General features: G+C 68.4%; 16 protein-coding genes. 7 read left to right on the plus strand and 9 right to left on the minus strand.

Annotated elements, in window-relative coordinates:
- Positions 1 to 106 precede the first annotated feature (106 nt).
- The 4 genes from pstS to pstB all read left to right on the plus strand — a co-directional run bounded on the left by pstS (position 107) and on the right by pstB (position 4,254).
- A complete protein-coding gene (pstS, locus tag ACF1FZ_RS03980; RefSeq protein ID WP_391771752.1) occupies positions 107 to 1,240 on the plus strand; it encodes a phosphate ABC transporter substrate-binding protein PstS in 1,134 nt (377 codons plus the stop codon).
- A 133-nt stretch (positions 1,241 to 1,373) separates the two neighbouring features.
- Entirely contained in the window at positions 1,374 to 2,366 is a 993-nt protein-coding gene (pstC, locus tag ACF1FZ_RS03985) for a phosphate ABC transporter permease subunit PstC (RefSeq protein WP_391771753.1), read from the plus strand.
- Positions 2,363 to 3,451 carry a phosphate ABC transporter permease PstA gene (gene pstA, locus ACF1FZ_RS03990; protein ID WP_391771754.1) on the plus strand — a complete coding sequence of 363 codons (1,089 nt, stop codon included), beginning with the start codon at positions 2,363 to 2,365 and terminating at the stop codon, positions 3,449 to 3,451. The genes pstC and pstA overlap by 4 nt, the downstream gene beginning before the upstream one ends.
- Positions 3,452 to 3,477: 26 nt before the next feature.
- Positions 3,478 to 4,254, plus strand: a complete 777-nt coding sequence (gene pstB / locus ACF1FZ_RS03995) for a phosphate ABC transporter ATP-binding protein PstB (RefSeq protein ID WP_391771755.1) — start codon at positions 3,478 to 3,480, stop codon at positions 4,252 to 4,254.
- A gap of 120 nt (positions 4,255 to 4,374) precedes the next feature.
- Here the strand turns inward: pstB and ACF1FZ_RS04000 are convergent, their stop codons facing one another.
- Together ACF1FZ_RS04000 and ACF1FZ_RS04005 are read right to left on the minus strand one after the other, a co-directional pair.
- A complete protein-coding gene (locus tag ACF1FZ_RS04000; RefSeq protein ID WP_391771756.1) occupies positions 4,375 to 5,373 on the minus strand; it encodes an anion permease in 999 nt (332 codons plus the stop codon).
- 5 nt (positions 5,374 to 5,378) lie between these two features.
- Entirely contained in the window at positions 5,379 to 5,999 is a 621-nt protein-coding gene (locus ACF1FZ_RS04005) for a DUF47 domain-containing protein (protein WP_391771757.1), read from the minus strand.
- Positions 6,000 to 6,220: 221 nt separating this feature from the next.
- Between ACF1FZ_RS04005 and ACF1FZ_RS04010 the strand changes: the two genes are divergently transcribed.
- Entirely contained in the window at positions 6,221 to 6,577 is a 357-nt protein-coding gene (locus ACF1FZ_RS04010) for a metal-sensitive transcriptional regulator (protein WP_391771758.1), read from the plus strand.
- A gap of 21 nt (positions 6,578 to 6,598) precedes the next feature.
- Here the strand turns inward: ACF1FZ_RS04010 and ACF1FZ_RS04015 are convergent, their stop codons facing one another.
- Positions 6,599 to 6,808, minus strand: coding sequence for a hypothetical protein (locus tag ACF1FZ_RS04015; RefSeq protein ID WP_391771759.1), 210 nt, complete (start codon positions 6,806 to 6,808; stop codon positions 6,599 to 6,601).
- Between the two features lie 99 nt (positions 6,809 to 6,907).
- On the minus strand, positions 6,908 to 7,747 hold the full coding sequence (locus ACF1FZ_RS04020; protein WP_391771760.1) for a hypothetical protein: 840 nt from the start codon (positions 7,745 to 7,747) through the stop codon (positions 6,908 to 6,910).
- 195 nt (positions 7,748 to 7,942) lie between these two features.
- Here ACF1FZ_RS04020 and ACF1FZ_RS04025 point away from each other — a divergent pair, with 195 nt between their 5' ends.
- Entirely contained in the window at positions 7,943 to 8,173 is a 231-nt protein-coding gene (locus ACF1FZ_RS04025) for a hypothetical protein (RefSeq protein WP_391771761.1), read from the plus strand.
- Between the two features lie 149 nt (positions 8,174 to 8,322).
- Here the strand turns inward: ACF1FZ_RS04025 and ACF1FZ_RS04030 are convergent, their stop codons facing one another.
- The 5 genes from ACF1FZ_RS04030 to ACF1FZ_RS04050 all read right to left on the minus strand — a co-directional run bounded on the left by ACF1FZ_RS04030 (position 8,323) and on the right by ACF1FZ_RS04050 (position 13,209).
- Positions 8,323 to 9,054 carry a phosphatase PAP2 family protein gene (locus tag ACF1FZ_RS04030; RefSeq protein WP_391771762.1) on the minus strand — a complete coding sequence of 244 codons (732 nt, stop codon included), beginning with the start codon at positions 9,052 to 9,054 and terminating at the stop codon, positions 8,323 to 8,325.
- A 301-nt stretch (positions 9,055 to 9,355) separates the two neighbouring features.
- Positions 9,356 to 10,345: an NlpC/P60 family protein gene (locus ACF1FZ_RS04035; protein ID WP_391771815.1), complete on the minus strand. Its 990-nt coding sequence runs from the start codon at positions 10,343 to 10,345 to the stop codon at positions 9,356 to 9,358.
- A gap of 115 nt (positions 10,346 to 10,460) precedes the next feature.
- Entirely contained in the window at positions 10,461 to 10,916 is a 456-nt protein-coding gene (locus tag ACF1FZ_RS04040; protein ID WP_391771763.1) for a hypothetical protein, read from the minus strand.
- A 101-nt stretch (positions 10,917 to 11,017) separates the two neighbouring features.
- Positions 11,018 to 12,802, minus strand: a complete 1,785-nt coding sequence (locus ACF1FZ_RS04045) for an alpha/beta hydrolase (RefSeq protein ID WP_391771816.1) — start codon at positions 12,800 to 12,802, stop codon at positions 11,018 to 11,020.
- Between the two features lie 5 nt (positions 12,803 to 12,807).
- Positions 12,808 to 13,209, minus strand: a complete 402-nt coding sequence (locus ACF1FZ_RS04050; protein ID WP_391771764.1) for a hypothetical protein — start codon at positions 13,207 to 13,209, stop codon at positions 12,808 to 12,810.
- A gap of 186 nt (positions 13,210 to 13,395) precedes the next feature.
- On the opposite strand from ACF1FZ_RS04050, the gene ACF1FZ_RS04055 reads away from it, so the two are divergent.
- Complete coding sequence (locus ACF1FZ_RS04055; protein WP_391771765.1) at positions 13,396 to 14,028, plus strand: histidine phosphatase family protein; 633 nt, start codon at positions 13,396 to 13,398, stop codon at positions 14,026 to 14,028.
- Positions 14,029 to 14,112 lie beyond the last annotated feature (84 nt).

The raw sequence follows: 14,112 nt of genomic DNA on the forward strand, positions 1-14,112 counted from the left end.
ATTTCGGACGTACCCGGTGCACGGCGCCAAGCCGACGCACCATTCCTCATCGCACGCCGCCTCGACCCCACCAGCCGCGGCGGCTCCTGGAAGGAACACCCCGAAAGTGAAGCTTCAGCGCAAGAACCGGCTTCGTGCCACCGCGCTCGGTGCCCTCGCCGTCTCCGGCGCCCTGGTCCTCACGGCGTGCGGTTCGGACGACAACACCGGTACCGACGCGGAGGGCGGCAAGACGAGTGCCGCCGCGTCGAACATCAAGTGCGACGGTGCCGAGGGCCAGCTGCGCGCCTCCGGGTCCAGCGCCCAGAAGAACGCCATGGACCTCTGGGTCAAGAACTACATGGCCGCCTGCTCCGGTGTGGAGATCAACTACAGCTCCTCCTCCTCCGGCGAGGGCATCGTCGCGTTCAACCAGGGCACCGTCGGCTTCGCCGGATCGGACTCGGCCCTGAAGCCCGAAGAGGTCGCCGAGTCGAAGAAGATCTGCAAGACCGGCCAGGGGATCAACCTCCCGATGGTCGGCGGCCCGATCGCGGTCGGCTTCCACCTGGAGGGTGTCGACAGCCTCACGCTGGACGCCCCCACCCTCGCCAAGATCTTCGACTCCAAGATCAAGAAGTGGAACGACCCGGCGATCGCCAAGCTCAACGAGGGCGTCAAGCTTCCGGACAAGGCCATCCAGGCCTTCCACCGCTCCGAGGACTCCGGCACCACGCAGAACCTCGGCAAGTACCTGAACGCCGCGGCCCCGAGCGACTGGAAGTACGAGGCCGAGAAGAAGTGGCCCGCCCCCGGTGGCCAGGCGGCGTCCGGCTCCTCCGGTGTCGCCAGCCAGGTGAAGGCCGTCGACGGATCCATCGGTTACTTCGAGCTGTCCTACGCCAAGTCGCAGGACATCCCGACCGTCGACATCAACACCGGTGGCGCCGCCCCGGTCGAGGCCACCTCGGAGAACGCCTCCAAGGCCATCGCCGCCGCCAAGGTCAAGGGCACCGGCAAGGACCTGGCGCTCGACCTGGACTACACCACCAAGGCCGAGGGCGCCTACCCGCTGGTCCTGGTGACGTACGAGGTCGTCTGCGACAGCGGCAACAAGCCCGAGACCCTCGACACGGTCAAGTCCTTCCTGACCTACACCGCCTCCGCGGACGGCCAGAAGGTCCTGACCGACGCCGGTTACGCCCCGATCCCCGAGACGATCAACGCCAAGGTCCGCGAGACGGTCGCCGGCCTCAAGTAGCCGTACCCCGCACGACACGCGCGCACAGGCGGCCGGTCCGGCACACCCCTCCGGACCGGCCCCTGCCGCCCGACCCATCCGGTGCACCGCCGCCAGGGGAGCCAGCCGCTCCCCCACACAGACCGGAAAGACCATGGCTTCCACAACACCGCTCGACATCCCACCGGCGCCGCCGGAAACAAGCAGCCGCCCCAGGTCCACCGGGCGTGCGGGCGACAAGATCTTCTCGGGCCTCTCACGCGGCTCGGGCATTCTGCTGCTCGTGGTCATGGCGTCGATCGCCGTGTTCCTCAGCTACCGCGCCTACATCGCCGTCTCGAAGGACGAGGGCAACTTCCTCACCACCTTCGACTGGAACCCGGCCGGTGACCCGCCGGTCTTCGGCATCGCGGTCCTGCTCTTCGGCACGGTCGTCAGCTCGATCATCGCGATGGTCATCGCGGTTCCGATCGCTGTCGGCATCGCCCTGTTCATCTCGCACTACGCGCCGCGCAAGCTGGCCGCCCCCCTCGCCTACGTGATCGACCTGCTCGCCGCGGTGCCCAGCATCGTCTACGGCATCTGGGGCGCTCTCGTCCTCGTCCCGTACCTGGAGGGCCTGAACCTCTGGCTCGACCAGTTCTTCGGCTGGACGTACATCTTCGACAAGACCGAGATCGGCGTCCCCCGCTCGCTCTTCACCGTCGGCATCCTGCTCGCGATCATGATCCTGCCGATCGTGACCAGCGTCAGCCGCGAGGTGTTCCTCCAGGTCCCGAAGATGAACGAGGAAGCGGCCCTCGCCCTCGGGGCCACCCGCTGGGAGGTCATCCGCCTCTCGGTGCTGCCGTTCGGCCGCTCCGGCATCATCTCGGCCTCGATGCTCGGCCTCGGCCGTGCGCTCGGCGAGACGATGGCCGTCGCCACGGTCCTGTCGCCGAGCTTCCTCATCTCGCTGCACGTGCTCAACCACGGCGGCGGAACCTTCGCCCAGAACATCGCGGCCAAGTTCGGTGAGGCCGACGAATTCGGACGCGACGCCCTGATCGCCTCGGGCCTCGTCCTCTTCGTCCTCACCCTGCTGGTCAACGGCGCGGCCCGGCTCATCATCGCCCGCCGCAAGGAGTACTCGGGGGCCAACGCATGACCCACGCCACCACCACCGACGTCCAGGACGACCGTCCGCGGACCTCACCGGAACCCCGTAAGGCCGGCCTCAGCAGCCGCAGCCTCCCCCGCTGGTCCCCGCTCGGCTTCGCCGTCGTGGCGATCGCGCTCGGCGTGGGCGTCTCCCTGGCGGCCGGCTGGCACAGCCGCGTCCAGTGGGGCCTGATCTCCGCCCTGCTCTTCATGGCCGTCTCGTACGTCGCGACGACCGTGGTCGAGAACCAGCGCCAGGCCAAGGACCGCCTCGCCACCAGCATCGTCTGGGTCTGCTTCCTCGTCGCCGTCGTCCCGCTCGCCTCCCTGCTCTGGACCACGGTCAGCCGCGGCGCCGAGCGCCTCGACGGCTACTTCCTCACCCACTCGATGGCCGGGGTCCTCGGCCCCGAGGCCAGCGGCGGCGTCTACCACGCGCTGATCGGCACCCTGGAGCAGGTCGGTATCGCCACGGTGATCTCCGCCCCGCTGGGCCTGCTGACCGCGGTCTACCTCGTGGAGTACGGCAAGGGCTCCCTCGCCCGCGCCGTCACCTTCTTCGTCGACGTGATGACGGGCATCCCGTCCATCGTCGCCGGTCTGTTCATCCTGTCGATCATGCTGATCGCGGATCTGGAGCCCTCCGGCCTCATGGGCGCGCTCGCCCTGACCATCCTGATGGTCCCCGTCGTGGTCCGCTCCACCGAGGAGATGCTCAAGCTCGTCCCCAACGAGCTCCGCGAGGCGTCCCTCGCGCTGGGTATCCCGAAGTGGCGCACCATCCTGAAGGTGGTCCTGCCCACCGCGATCGGCGGCATCACGACGGGCGTCATGCTCGCCATCGCCCGTATCGCCGGCGAGACCGCGCCGATCATGCTGCTGGTCTTCGGCAGCCAGCTGATCAACAGCAACCCCTTCGAAGGCGCCCAGTCCTCGCTGCCGTTCTACATCTACGAGCAGTACAGGGTCGGCGAGGCCGCGTCCTACGACCGCGCCTGGGCCGCGGCACTGGTGCTGATCGCCTTCGTCATGATCCTCAATCTGGTGGCCCGCGGCATCGCCCGCTGGAAGGCCCCGAAGACCGGCCGCTGAGGCCACGCAGAAAGCAGTTGATTCCCATGGCCAAGCGCATCGACATCGGCGGCCTCACCGCCTACTACGGCTCCCACAAGGCCATCGAGGACATCTCGATGACTGTCGAGCCCCGCTCCGTGACCGCCTTCATCGGCCCGTCCGGCTGCGGCAAGTCCACCTTCCTGCGCACCCTGAACCGCATGCACGAGGTCACCCCCGGCGGCCGCGTCGAGGGCAAGGTGCTGCTGGACGACGAGAACCTGTACGGCCCCGGCGTCGACCCCGTCACCGTGCGCCGCACGGTCGGCATGGTCTTCCAGCGCCCGAACCCCTTCCCGACCATGTCGATCTTCGACAACGTCGCGGCGGGCCTGCGGCTGAACGGCTCGTACCGCAAGAACGAGCTGTCGGACATCGTCGAGAAGTCCCTCAGGGGCGCCAACCTCTGGAACGAGGTCAAGGACCGCCTGAACAAGCCGGGCTCCGGCCTCTCCGGCGGTCAGCAGCAGCGCCTGTGCATCGCCCGCGCGATCGCGGTCGAGCCGGACGTACTGCTGATGGACGAGCCGTGCTCGGCGCTCGACCCGATCTCGACCCTCGCCATCGAGGACCTGATCGGCGAGCTGAAGGAACGCTTCACGATCGTCATCGTGACGCACAACATGCAGCAGGCGGCACGCGTCTCGGACCGTACGGCCTTCTTCAACCTCTCGGCGGTGGGCAAGCCCGGCCGGCTGATCGAGATCGACGAGACGGAACGGATCTTCTCCAACCCGTCCGTGCAGGCGACCGAGGACTACATCTCGGGCCGCTTCGGATAACCACAGACGGCCTTGAGGTGCTGCATGGCGGTGCCACCACAAGGCGCAAGGGTCCGCCCCCGCTCTTCACGAGAGAGCGGGGGCGGACCCGTTTCCGGTGCCGGGCGGGCCCGGACGAGGTCACCCGAAGAGCAGCAGGACGATCCCGTAGCTGAGCGCGGCCACCAGCGCCGCGGCCGGCATCGTGATGAACCAGCCCAGAATGATGTTCTTGGCGACACCCCAGCGGACCGCGTTCACCCGCTTCGTGGCGCCGACACCCATGATCGCCGAGGTGATCACGTGAGTCGTGGAGATCGGTGCGTGGAAGAGGAACGCCGAGCCGAACATGATCGACGCGCCGGTCGTCTCGGCGGCGAAACCCTGCGGCGGGTCCAGCTCGATGATCTTGCGGCCCAGCGTCCGCATGATGCGCCAGCCGCCCGCGTACGTCCCGAGGGACAGCATCGTCGCGCAGGCGATCTTCACCCAGACCGGAATCTCGTCGTTCGGGCCCTCGACGTCAGCGATGACCAGGGCCATCACCACGATGCCCATCGTCTTCTGGGCGTCCTGCAGACCGTGGCCGAGCGCCATACCCGCCGCGGAGACCGTCTGCGCGATACGGAAACCACGCTTGGCCTTGTGCGGGTTGGCCTTCCTGAATATCCACATGATGACGACCATCACCAGGTAACCCGCCACCAGGCCTATGACCGGCGACAGGAACATCGGGATGATGATCTTGGACAGCACGCCGTCCCAGTGCACCATCGTCCCGCCGGCCAGCGCCGCGCCGACCATGCCGCCGAACAGGGCGTGCGAGGACGACGACGGAAGGCCGTAGTACCAGGTGATGAGGTTCCAGATGATCGCGCCGACCAGCGCCGCGAAGAGGATGCCCATCCCCTTCTGGCCCTCGGGCGTGGCGATCAGCCCTTCGCTGACGGTCTTGGCGACCCCCTGGCCCAGGAAGGCGCCTGCGAGGTTCATCACGGCGGCCATCGCCAGAGCCGCACGCGGGGTCAGCGCCCGGGTGGAGACCGAGGTGGCGATGGCGTTCGCCGAGTCGTGGAAGCCGTTCGTATACGTGAAGCCGAGCGCGACACCGATGGTCACGATCAGCGCAAAGGTGTCCACGAGGTTCAGGACTCCTTGACCGCGATGGTCTCCACGGTGTTGGCGACGTGCTCGAACGCGTCAGCCGCCTCTTCCAGTACGTCCACGATCTGCTTGAGCTTCAGCACGTCCATGGCGTCGTACTTGCCGTTGAACAGGTGGGCCAGCAGCTTGCGGTGGATCTGGTCGGCCTGGTTCTCCAGGCGGTTGACCTCGATCCAGTACTCGGTGAGGTTCTCCATGGTCCGCAGACTCGGCATGGCCTCGGCGGTCAGCTCCGCCGCCCTGGCCAGGACCTCGATCTGCTGCTCGACACCCTTCGGGAGTTCCTCGATCTGGTACAGCACGACCAGGTCGACGGCCTCCTCCATGAAGTCCATGATGTCGTCGAGCTGCGAGGCCAGGTTGTAGATGTCCTCGCGGTCGAACGGCGTGATGAAGGAGGAGTTCAGCTGGTGGAAGATCGCGTGGGTGGCATCGTCCCCCGCGTGCTCCGCTGCCCGCATACGCTCCGCGATCTCGACTCGGGAGGCAGCATCCGCCCCGAGCAGTTCCATCAGGAGTTTCGAGCCCGTGACGATGTTGTCCGCGGAGGCGGAAAACATGTCGTAGAAGCTCGTCTCCCTGGGGGTCAGACGAAAGCGCACGTGGGGTCCTCGGGGTGCTTTGGATTCGGTCAGGCTGATGCTAGGCGCATCATCCGGCCACGGCTAACCGGCGTTCTTCAGTGTCGCGCATCAGGCACAGTGATCAGCACGGCCCCCCGGTCACGTTTCGGCTGGATTCGTTACGATATACCCGGCAGGGGTATACAGACGGTGCGGAACGGCATGATCAGCGCAGGCCACGAGGACAACGGGAGGACCCCATGACCAGCACCGAGACCACCGCGAGCACCGGTACGGCCGGCACGGAAGCGGTCGTCACCGACCACGACCGGGGCATCCACGGTTACCACCACCAGAAGGAGGAGCACCTCAAGCGGCTGCGCCGCATCGAGGGTCAGATCCGCGGCCTCCAGCGGATGGTGGACGAGGACGTCTACTGCATCGACATACTCACCCAGGTCTCCGCCTCCACGAAGGCCCTGCAGTCCTTCGCACTCCAGCTGCTGGAGGAGCATCTGCGCCACTGCGTCGCGGACGCCGCGCTCAAGGGCGGTGAGGAGATCGACGCGAAGGTCGAGGAGGCCACCAAGGCCATCGCCCGTCTCCTGCGCACCTGACAAGCCCGGGGAAACGCCAGGTCACCCCCGGCGGCGGCACTGCCGGGGAATCATCGGCGCCTGCTCGGCCGCGTACACCCCGACGCTGAGCACCTCGTCGATACGGTCGGGACTGAGCCGGTCCTCACGTGCGTCCGCCGCCGCGATCATGAGCTCGCCGCACAGTTCGATCTCGGCGAGGGCCACACAGTCCTGAGCGGTCGGAGCGCTGAGCGTCACCACCTGCGTCACCTTTCTCTGCTGTCGCCGACTCCTGGCGCACCGGCTCCCCAGCCTAGGGAGCGCGGCACGCACCGCGCATGGCACGGACGGACCATTTCGGCCCCCTCCCTACGGCGCTTCCGGGCCACTCGGCCCCTGCTGGACCCGCCCCGTGTAGATGTCCTCCTCCGGAGGAAGCCCCACCGGGACCGGCGCCCCGAAGCCGTACAGCAGCATCGTCGACATCACCGCCACCGTCCGCCCCCCGGCCGCGAAGGAGAAGCGGTGGCGCACCTTGCGCAGCAGGCCCTCGTCGTCCAGGTAGACGTCGAAGGGCACCGCATCCGTGCTGAACCCTCTCGCTGCGGCGGCCAGCGCCCCACGCGAGGACGGCGAGGCCGTCCGCGCCGCCCGCCCGATGTCCGCGGTCCCCCGGTAGTGCCGGACCGCCACTCCGGCCAGCTCCGTCCGTCCGACGTACGTCACCTTGCCCGCGCCGCGCAGCAGCTCGGCGGAGGCTGTCGGATCCGTCACACCGCCGGTGACCAGATTCCCGTCCTCCAGCGCCGTCGTGTCGATACGCACCCATTTGCCCTCGGGCACCCCGGCACCACGGTCCTTCATGTACAGCGTCCCCGGCGCCAGCAGTTCCGTGATCGGCCGGCGCCCCTCCGCCCCGGCGGCGTCCTTCGGCAGCACGACCTTGAACCGGCCGAACTGCCTGCGGAAGTCGTACGCCCCCTCGCCCCTGATCGTCACCCGGGTCCCGCCGGCCGCGGTCTCCATCGACGTACGCGTCTCGGCGCTCCCCGCACCGGCCAGTTCCTCGGCCGCCCGCCGCACCACGGCCGCCGGATCGCCGGCCGGGCCGCCCCGGGCGACGGCGGGCCCACCGGAACCGCCCTCGGCGCCCGCACCGGAACATCCGCTGCCCGTCGTCATCACACCGGCGAGGGCCAGGGCGCACACAGCCAGTGCCCCGCCTCCGCATCTGTGCCGTTGCACCACCATCGCCCGCCAACCCCCAACGACGTACACCGGACCGGGTTCCCGCCCGCCCCGCCTAACGACGGCCGGGGCGCCTCGTCACGCCACGGAGCCCCGCGCGGCAGCCGACCGGGCCCACCGGTTCACGGCAGCGGACCACCGCAGTACCGTGGATCCGTGTACGAGGACCCCCCAGCCCACGCTCCGGCCCAGGCGCTCGCTCCGGCCTCCACATCCCCCGCCGCCCTTGCCCCTCCGCACAGCACCACCACGCTCGAACGAGGCTCGTTCTGCCTGGCACGCTGCACCTGCGGCTGGTCCGGACCGGCCCGGCGTTCGCGCGACCGGGCCCGCACGGACGCGGAAGAACACCGCTCGTTCCCGGACGGGGCCCGCCAGGGCGCCTAGAGGCGGAGAACCCCGCCGGGGAACGGCACGACCGCACGAGCTGCCGCATGCACCGCCGGCATGCAGGAGACGTGCAACCGCGTGCAATCCGCATGCGAGAGGGGGCGTCCCGCACGGGACGCCCCCTCTCGAACCGTCGTGCCTCCCGCCTACGCGGCGAGGTCCCTGTCACCGGGTCCGCCGGCACGCCCGGCGCCCGGGCTCGGCTCGGGGATCGCACGCGACTCGTCCCGTCCGTCCGGCGCACCGGCCGGTCCGCCCGAGCGGACGAGCCGGCCGACCGTACCGGTACGGGCCACGGCCCCCACGAGGGGCGTCAGCAGCATCATCGCGAGCGGAGCGAGCAGCAGGGCCACCGCGGTACCGAGCGCGAAGCCGCCGATCACGTCGGTCGGGTAGTGCACGCCCATGTAGACGCGGCAGAGGCCCTCCAGGAGCGCCAGCGCGATCGCCACCAGGCCGAATTTCCTGTTGGCCACGAAGAGCCCCACCGCGATCGCCATCGCCATCGTCGCGTGGTCGCTCACGAAGGAGAAGTCCGTCTTGCCCTTCACCAGGACTTCGAGCCCCTTGTGGTCGAAGAACGGGCGGGGCCTCTCCACGAATCCCCGGATCGGGATGTTGATGAGCAACGCGATCCCGGCGGCCAGTGGCGCCCACACGAGTCCGGCGACCGCCGTCACCGAGTCCTCGGTCGTCCCGCGTCGGCGCACACTCCACCAGCACCACAGGACCACCAGGACCATGGCGAGCATGATCCCGAATTCACCGACGAACTCCATGACCCGGTCGAACCAGGTCGGAGCGGCCTTCGCCAGCCCATTGATGTCGTAGAGCAGGCTGACATCGGGGTTCGACCCATCGAGTGCGAGTCCAGCCATCTGCCGCGGCCCCTTGCCTTGTCTGCTGCTGCGACGCACAACGGCGTGCGTCGCCTTGGTCTGACCCCCGTGGTCGGTGCGGATTCAGTGCCGCGCCACGCCATGATGCCGTCACGCCCGACTGGTCCGGGCAGCCGCGCACGGTCATGTGCGCATGCCGTCCCAGTCCAGGGAACGGCCTGTCAGCCGCGTACGTTCCGCTCTCCACCGAATGATCACCAGGACGTTATCGAAGAGTGACTCATCGTCGCAGCTCAGGGCCCTGGCTTGACGGAGAGTTCCAGCCACGTCCGACTGGAAGTCAGCCCTCCGGGAGCGCGGTGGGAAGCGCGGCGGCACCGTCCTTCGTGACCCTGGTGGCACCGAAGTAATCGGGGGTGTCGATCTTGTCGAACCGGATGACCGCGCCGGTGTACGGAGCGTTGATCATGTAACCGCCACCAACGTAGAGGCCTACGTGCCGGATGGCGCGCGAGTTGTTCAGATCGTCCGAAAAGAACACCAGGTCACCGGGAAGGAGTTCGTCCCGGGAGGGGTGCGGCCCGGCGTTGTACTGGTCGTTGGCCACCCGGGGAAGCTCGATGCCGACCGTCCGGTACGCGGCCTGGGTCAGCCCGGAACAGTCGAACCGGCCTCCCTGGTCGGCGGTGCCGTTGCCACCCCAGAGGTAGGGGGTACCGAGCTTCTCCTGCGCGAAGTAGATCGCCCCGGCAGCCTGCTGCGAGGGCCGCACCCGGCCGACCGGCTTGGCGAAGCTCTTCTCCAGGGAACGAATGATCTTGACGTAATTCTGCGTCTCACTGATCGAGGGCACTCCACCGGACCGGATCACCCGGTAGGCACCCGCGTTGTACGCGGCGAGCATGTTGTCGGTCGGGTCGCCCGGCACCTTCTCGACGTAACCCGCGAGCTCGCAGTCGTAGGACGCGGCGGACGGAATCGCGTCGGCCGGATCCCAGACGTCCCGGTCCCCGTCCTTGTCCCCGTCGATACCGTGCGAGGCCCAGGTGCCGGGGATGAACTGCGCGATGCCTTGCGCGGCGGCGTGGCTCTGGGCACGCGGATTCCAGCCACTCTCCTGGTACAACTGCGCGGCCAGGAGGGCCGGGTTGATGGCAGGGCAGAGATTGCCCCACTTCTCCACGAGCGGCTGATAACGCGCCGGCACCGCCCCTTTGACCAGCCCGACGGCCCCGCTCGCCCCGGCGATCCCGGCTGCGGCGGAGTACGTACCGACGACGAGCAGGGCGATGAAGCACAGGCCCAGCCCGATCCCACCACCGACGAACACCCAATATTTCCGCACACCCCAACCATCCCCCATTCGGGCGCGGTTCACGACGCGATTCGCTGGTGTGTACGGGTGAGCGGGTGCATGAGGGGGCGTCAGGGGCGGCTACGGGGGGTCAGGGGGAGCCGGCGGACCAGAAGGGTGAGCGGATGTGGGGGCGGGGGATGTGCTCCATGCCCTCGTAGGTGGGCGCGGTCGCCGGGGTGGTGGACTCGGCAACCTCCGACTCCTCCACGCAGGGGGTGTCGACTTCGAAGAACACCTGCCCCTCGCCTCCGACGATCAGACTGACGCCGAATCCGTCGTCCGTCCGGGCGAAGATCGCCGGGACATCCGGGTCATTGTTGATCGACTTCATCCGGTACCCGCTGTTGCGCCAGGCGCGATCCACAACGCCCAGGAAGTTACCTCTGCGCTCCGCGGACACGATGGTCATGACTGCGCGCCTTCTGGTTACGTCGCAACTTCCGAGGCTGGTTGTGTCATGGGTCCACTTCACTTCCGGCTTGATCTCCCTGAAAAGAGCATCAAGGATGTCATCCGCCCGCCGTGCAGCCTGCTGCATATTCATATCAGGCCTTTCACTCCCACCTAAAGATTCAATGCCACTTGCGCAACCTGCAAGTGACGCCACGACAACCAGAGCGACGACCGATACAGAAATTCCACACTTCACCGGTACTCCTGGCTATTAATTTTTTCCGAACGCCCCGTAGAAATCAGCGAGATATTGTGGGCCGATGCCGCATCCCTCTTCGGATCAAAATACTGGGAGTGGGCATCAATAGAAAACCCACTGGCGCTGACAAGGCCAGGCCCGTCGTCGACACGAAACCGATTAGCGCCGAATTCCTCACTCGCCGGATCCTTGCCAAACCAGAGATCGTCGTCACCCTGGTCTGCAGCATCGCCCACGACATAGATGAACGGGCCGGAAAGAGCCGCCATGGCACCAGCGGCTACTTGCTGCTTCGAAGGCATTTTTGTCACGACGTCGTTCTCTGCGGCTCCGACGAACACATGCTCCTTACCCACCCCGAGGTCCTCAGCGCGATCGACACCTACCCCCGGGCTACCCACAAAGACGATGTCGTCAATTCCTGGCAACCCGTCACCTTCCTGAGTTGCCGCACCCACGGTTCGGGACCCATACGAGTGCCCAATAGCCGTCAAGTGCGGATCTCCATTCTCGTTCGTCGCGACCAATCCTGCCGTGAAGTCGTTCAAGCGCCTACCGCCCTCCTCCGCCCTCCCCTCGCCGGCTACAGCCAAACTGTTAAATCCGTCAATAGCCTGTGGCGCGTCGTATCCTAGCCAGGCGATTGCTGCACTCGAAGGATCGTGATAGCGGGCACCTTTAACTGTATCCAAAGCACGCTTAAGGTCATTCTTCGCAAAATCTTCATCCAGCGACGTATTCAGCCCCGGCACATATGTCGATACATGGCGTGCCGTATCAGGGTTGCCGTACGAGACGATCGCCCGTCCGTTCCCCTCGTCGCTGATGCCCAACAGGAACATCGGCGGCTCCCCCGGCCTGGCTCCCGCCCCCAACTGCCGGTCGATCTCCCGCAGACCCGCCAGCTGCGTGACCGACTTCTCGTCGTCCCGCCCCTCCAGCTTTCCGATCAGCAGTGACAGGTTGTCCCGGTTGGCCGCGTCGCGTACCAGTGCCGGGATTCCGTCCAGGTTCCCGATCTGGTCCGGGTACACCGCGAGGTACTCCTCGCGCTGTTCCTGGGTCAGCCCCGCCCACCAGTCCCGCCGCTCCGCCGGAGACGCATCCCGCGGGATGGCGTCCTTGAGGTACGCCCCCGCCGCGTCACGGACCTCCGCCGCGTCGCCCGCCGCGTCCTTCCACGTGGAGTCCGGGACCTTCAGGCCCTCCTCCGCCTTCAGCCGGCGCAGGATCCCCGCGTACCGCCAGTCGATCTCGGCCGCCGCCCGCGCCGCCCCGGCCACCCGGTCCGCGATGTCCTGGGCCTTGGCCGCATTGGGATTCGGCGCCACCAGGCCCGAGGGCGGCACCAGCCCCGGGGACCCGGCCGACGCCGCCGTGCCACCCCGCAGGGGCGCACCGTCGATGAGCCCCTCGCCCGCCGCCGGATACGTCACCGACCCGTCCGCGTGCACCGTGAATTCCAGCGCGGCCGCATCGTCCAGTGCCTCCCTCAGCGCCCGCTGCTGGGTCTTCATCTCGTGGGAGAGGGAGTTCAGCGTCGTACGGAGGAGCCCGCACTCGGTGTACACGTACTGGAAGTTCCGCCCCAGCTGCCGCAGCCGTGCGACCGCCGCCTGCGCCGCCTCGCCCTCCTGCGTGTCGCGGAGCCCGGTGAGCAGCTGCTGCTCGATGCGGTCCCGCGCCGTGTCGGCCCGGTTGCTCGACCTGCCCCAACCGTCGGCCGCGCCCTCCAGCTCGGCGCAGTTCAGGTCCCGTAACTGCGCCCAGGTCAGCATCGACGTCACCGCTCGTCTCCCCCACACGGCGTCATTTCAGCGAAGGAGGACCTGACGGTCTCGTCCGTGGCCCCCTGTGTCCGTGCGACGGCCCGCAGCTTGGCCGCCAGGCTTCCGCACTCCCCCTGCGCGGCCTGGATCCGCCTCTCCCAGGACTCCCGCACGGCCGCCAGCTCCGCGAGGGCGGTCAACCGTCCCGCCCCTGCCAGCAGGCCCTCATGAGCCGTGGCCAGTTCATGGCGCACGGGCCCCAGATGTGCCACCAGCCCTTCCGCGCCCCCGGCGGCCCGCAGCCACGGCCCGACACTGTGTTTCAGCCTCTGCCCGCAGGCACCCCCGCCCGGCGGTACCGCCGGGTCGCTCTGCCCGTGCACCACGGTCACAGCCCTCACCCCGTTCTCGATCACGGAGCGGCACTGTGCCAAACGCGGCGCACCCGACACGCCGGGCGCACAGGCGGACGTGGGCCGGGCCCCCGTCCCCGCAAGGAACCGTCCGCACCGACATCACCCGAACGCGCGACCCGGAACCAGCCGGAGAGAGACGTCGTCCATTCCCGCACCCACCGGACCTACCGAAGGAACCCCGCGACCGTGACCTCCAGCGAGACCTCGACCCGCTTTCTCTACATCGCCCGGCACGCCGAGGCGTCCCCGGACGAGACCGAACTGACGGAGCGGGGCCGGCGCCAGGCGGCCCTGCTCGGCGAACGGCTCCGGGACGTACCGCTCGCCGCCGTCCACCACGGCCCGCTCCCCCGGGCCGCGCAGACGGCCCGGCTGGTCCACGAGAGGCTCGGGCGGGGCATCCCCCTCCAGGTCTCGGAGCCGGCCGGGGACTACGTCCCCCACGTCCCGCGGCGGGAGGAGCTCCCCGCGCAATCGGCGGACCGGCTTCTCTCTTTCGTGGAGCGGTTCCCGGAGTCCGAACGCAACCGGGGTCCGGAGCTGGCAGGCGCTGCGCTGGCACGGTTCACCGGAGCTGCGGACGGCGACGAACCCCGTCACGAACTCGTCGTCACCCACGCCTTCCTGGCCGCCTGGCTGGTCCGGGACGCCCTCGACGCTCCCGCTTGGCGCTGGCTGGGCCTCAACCACGCCAACGCCGCGCTGACCGTCATCCGTTACACCCCCGGCAGACCCGCGGCCCTGCTCATGGTCAACGACATGGGCCACCTCCCGGCAGCCCTCCGCTGGACCGGCTTCCCACCGGAGCTCCGTGCCTGAGCCCGGGCAGGCAGATCGCCCGGATCCCCTGGACGGGTGGTTCACGGAGCACTGCTCACGCGGACCGGAGTGGCGCGACTCCCT

Origin of the sequence: Streptomyces sp. NPDC014623 (assembly GCF_043088245.1) — a bacterium.
Taxonomy (GTDB): Bacteria; Actinomycetota; Actinomycetes; order Streptomycetales; family Streptomycetaceae; genus Streptomyces.

Coding starts and splice junctions, on each gene's coding strand:
- ACF1FZ_RS04045 (WP_391771816.1), bottom strand. CDS start 12,802: ATGCTGACCTGGGCGCAGTTACGGGACCTGAACTGCGCCGAGCTGGAG.
- ACF1FZ_RS04040 (WP_391771763.1), bottom strand. CDS start 10,916: ATGAATATGCAGCAGGCTGCACGGCGGGCGGATGACATCCTTGATGCT.
- pstC (WP_391771753.1), top strand. CDS start 1,374: ATGGCTTCCACAACACCGCTCGACATCCCACCGGCGCCGCCGGAAACA.
- pstB (WP_391771755.1), top strand. CDS start 3,478: ATGGCCAAGCGCATCGACATCGGCGGCCTCACCGCCTACTACGGCTCC.
- pstA (WP_391771754.1), top strand. CDS start 2,363: ATGACCCACGCCACCACCACCGACGTCCAGGACGACCGTCCGCGGACC.
- ACF1FZ_RS04030 (WP_391771762.1), bottom strand. CDS start 9,054: ATGGCTGGACTCGCACTCGATGGGTCGAACCCCGATGTCAGCCTGCTC.
- ACF1FZ_RS04010 (WP_391771758.1), top strand. CDS start 6,221: ATGACCAGCACCGAGACCACCGCGAGCACCGGTACGGCCGGCACGGAA.